6 protein-coding genes are annotated in these 3,472 nt (G+C 43.0%); 2 read left to right on the top strand and 4 right to left on the bottom strand.

What is annotated here, in order from left to right:
* Nucleotides 1-71 precede the first annotated feature (71 nt).
* Together CBG25_RS01700 and CBG25_RS01695 are read right to left on the bottom strand one after the other, a co-directional pair.
* On the bottom strand, nt 72-608 hold the full coding sequence (locus tag CBG25_RS01700; protein WP_290604077.1) for a tail fiber assembly protein: 537 nt from the start codon (nt 606-608) through the stop codon (nt 72-74).
* The gene (locus CBG25_RS01695) at nt 608-1,072 is read right to left on the bottom strand and encodes a hypothetical protein (protein ID WP_290604075.1); all 465 of its coding nucleotides are present in this window, start codon (nt 1,070-1,072) and stop codon (nt 608-610) included. Before CBG25_RS01695 ends, CBG25_RS01700 begins: the two co-directional genes overlap by 1 nt.
* 357 nt (nt 1,073-1,429) lie before the next feature.
* Between CBG25_RS01695 and CBG25_RS21220 the strand changes: the two genes are divergently transcribed.
* Nucleotides 1,430-1,642: a Com family DNA-binding transcriptional regulator gene (locus CBG25_RS21220; protein WP_366212657.1), complete on the top strand. Its 213-nt coding sequence runs from the start codon at nt 1,430-1,432 to the stop codon at nt 1,640-1,642.
* Nucleotides 1,587-2,306: a protein mom gene (locus CBG25_RS01690; RefSeq protein WP_290604073.1), complete on the top strand. Its 720-nt coding sequence runs from the start codon at nt 1,587-1,589 to the stop codon at nt 2,304-2,306. The genes CBG25_RS21220 and CBG25_RS01690 overlap by 56 nt, the downstream gene beginning before the upstream one ends.
* A 22-nt stretch (nt 2,307-2,328) precedes the next feature.
* Here CBG25_RS01690 and CBG25_RS01685 read toward each other — a convergent pair whose 3' ends face one another.
* Nucleotides 2,329-2,547, bottom strand: a complete 219-nt coding sequence (locus CBG25_RS01685) for a hypothetical protein (protein ID WP_290604071.1) — start codon at nt 2,545-2,547, stop codon at nt 2,329-2,331.
* Between the two features lie 572 nt (nt 2,548-3,119).
* Nucleotides 3,120-3,472 (bottom strand): transposase family protein (locus CBG25_RS01680; RefSeq protein ID WP_290603898.1); only part of this gene is annotated, 353 nt, incomplete at its 5' end.

Here is a 3,472-nt window from a genome sequence, read left to right as displayed (position 1 = left end):
GTGGTAGCGAAATTAATATAACAAATGCTTTTGTTACTCTTATGGGCTGGTATCGCACTCATTAAGATTTGTTAATCTTGCTTAGGTGCTTCCGGCCACGCAATATCCGGCGCGTTGCTGATATCGAGACGATTTAGCAGCACCCGGTATTTTTTCCAGGCCAGCAGTGATGCTTTTTCGGCGTCTGTTGCCATGTCAAGGTCTACCGCATCCTGCAACGGTGCTATAATTTTTGCTGCCTGCTCAAGCAGATAGTCTCGTTTATGGGTCGCTTGCTCCCTGAGTTCATCTGGTGTATAAACACGTGGAACAATCTCACCATCGATAAAACACCATTTTCGATTAGGGGCGGCCTCTTTAGGCCATTCTGATACTTCTGCTATGCTGCATAGATCGGGACAGAAACCGCTGATATCGTAGCCCATCGAGCGTATAATTCCGTCCGCTTCATACTCTACTTTCATCGTATCGGGCTGAAAGCTTTTTTGGCACTCATACCAGTCTTGACCATCTTCCGAGATAAGAAAAATTGCACCAACAGCGTGTTCTAGCCATTTTTTATCAACCGCATCAGGATGGTAGCGTTTGAAATTTTTAATGTTTTTCATCACATAAACCACACATTTATCCATTCACCGTTAACGTTTTTTTGTATGAGACGGCGCTGAATATAATCCACATAGTTATCAACGTTTCCGTTATATACGCCGGTTATTACATAATGAGGTTCATCACGATAACCCGTGCCTCGCCATATCTGAATCTCCTGCATATGGCCCAATCGAATATCCCGGACAAACGTGGTGTTAACATAGTCCCAAGTGGCACGGCCGTTCGCTACATGATCGGCATGTTGCCAGGCATTGCTTTGCGCCTCATTGGCTCGGGCATGAACCCAAGCACACAAAGTTCCGCCCCAGATTGAGCCAGTCACATCCCCAGTTTCATGATAAGTGGCAGTTTTTCCACCCCATGAAATGGTTAAATTTTGACCGAGAGTGACACCGCCGTTGACGGTTCCACCGGTACGTTTATCCAGTGCATTTTTTGCACAATCTACAGTTTCTAACAAACCAAGGTTTTTCACAATGAGGATTTTTGCCAGTTTCCCGCCAAAATAAGCCTAAATCATGGCCTGATGAGGAAAATGCATGACAAAAAACACTGTATTTACCGTTTAAATTTTAGCCAAAATGCAGATTTAGGGCTAAAATCGAGGTTTTGATTAAATTTTAATCTATTTTGGAGTGTTTTATGTACAGTGAAATCGCACTGCTTAACCCCTGTCGGATAACATAAAACATCAGCGATATAGACGATCAATAAACTGTTATCGATCGTCAAAACAGATCAATTACAGTGGCTTAATCACATTCACAATACTTGACGTGTAACATGATATTCCTTGATTAAGTAGGGATATCAGAAGATGTTACAAGAGATACGTTGCTGTGGTTGTCACCGGTTGTTGGCAAAAGCAAACGCGATTTACATCCAGATCAAGTGTCCGCGTTGTAAGGCATTTAATGAAATGAGGATGAGCAATCCCTCAACAAGCGTCTCCGAACGCAAGTCGGAGACCGGAAATGAAGCGCGCACATACTTCACGCATTCTCACACCACCACAGCCCATTTTCGATAATGACCAGATTGTTGGATACGGCTCACACGAATTGCGGGTAGAAACCATCGCCTGCTGGCTGGCCCGCGTCATTGTAACAAGTCGGCATTATAGCCGGCGGTTTGTTAATAATTCCTGGCTACATCTTGGGGTATTCTCCGGTAGGGCTTTGGTTGGCGTGATGCAGTGGGGGTACGCCCTCAATCCTAACAGTGGCGCAAAAGTGGTCTCTGGCACGGGGAATCGTGAGTATATGGAGCTTAACCGCTTATGGCTGCATGATGACCTGCCTAAAAATTCAGAGTCACGAGCGATCAGCTATGCGCTGAAAACTATCAGATTACTTTATCCTCAGGTGCAATGGGTGCAATCCTTTGCAGATGAGCGCTGTGGGCGTTGTGGCGTGGTGTATCAGGCGAGTAATTTTGAATATATCGGCAGCCATTACTCGCGATTCTATGAGCTTGATGGTGAGTGGTATCATGAAATAGCCCGCAACGCGATCACGCGAGGCGGCAAGCGAGGAGAATACCTGAGGGCCAATATAGCGCGTGCAACGGTTCATCGCTTCCAGCAGTTCCGATATATCCGCTTTTTGGACAAACGCGCGAAGAAGCGCCTCAATACAAAATTATTTAAAGTGCAACCTTATCCTAAACCGGAAACTTTAAAACCACGTTCATGATGTTTTAGGGACAATAAAGGCGTTATATCAGTACAGAAATTGGTATCAAATAATTTTCTTTTGTGTGATTTTTGAGCGTATCAAATATTTTGCCTTTCGGTATCAAATGATTTGCCGCGCTATACGTGTCATGAGATAAAGGCGATGGGCTGACTTCTGATAACGCCAAACTAGAGTATCTTACACTGCTTACTTGCAAGAATATTTTATAGATATCTTTAATGCATGGATAACCGGACAAAATATGAACATCCTGATTTTTTCTTGTTTTTAAATTTATACTTCTTTTTTAGAGACTGCGAAACTCGTGAAGATTTAAAAGCGAATTTCCCCTCAATGTTAGTTTCACTATGTGTAACTGAATCACCCTGACTTGTCCCAGATAGATCCAGTTTGTCCCAGGTAGATCCACATTTATCGCACGTTTCCCGTTTAAATATCTCACGTCCTATCAGAAGAAGTAAAAAAATGTGCGGATTTAACGACGCTTACAATAAAAGTAAACCTCATAATTGAGAGTCCAGCGTATGTTGTACATCTCACCATCGTCGATGTAATGCGGTGTCACGTCGGTCTTATAGACTGTAAAAGTAAGTGCGCTAATCAAATTTTGTATTTTCTCTGGGTAGTGAAAAGTACTCATAGCACCTCCTAAGAGGAAAGCGACAAGTAATCCAAAGTAGTAGATGGGTATAACTCGTACAGCGCGATTTATCAGGAATCGTCGTGAAGATATGAAACCCTGCTGATAGTGGTGTGTAAAGCGTGTTGCTTAATAGTGAAATAAGGGTGTTTCGGTGATTGAAGTAAATTTTACGCTGTTCTGAGATGGAAATTCCAAAGACCTGCGCTAAGGAGTAAGAAGGTATCATCAATAAAGGGTCTACGATTCCGTAAAATTTGGGTCATGCAACCGAGGCGCTTGATACCCGCGATGGCGTGTTCAACTGTAATACGGATGCCCGAGATTATTTTATTTTCTTGTTTTTGTTCAGGCGATAAAGGTCTTTTTCGAGTTCCTTTTTTTGGGATTTGTGTATTAGGATGCTGTTTATCTATACCTTGAAAACCGGTATCTGCCCAGATGGTTACCTCAGGAGGAATATGGCGAATTATATCGACTTTATCGAGTAAGCGTTTATCGTGACGGCGCCCATTTTTGCTCA

This window comes from Arsenophonus sp. ENCA, assembly GCF_002287155.1.
Classification (GTDB): domain Bacteria; phylum Pseudomonadota; class Gammaproteobacteria; order Enterobacterales; family Enterobacteriaceae; genus Arsenophonus; species Arsenophonus nilaparvatae.
Note: the sequence above shows the minus strand (reverse complement) of the source record. Positions and strands in the feature narration are given on the sequence as shown.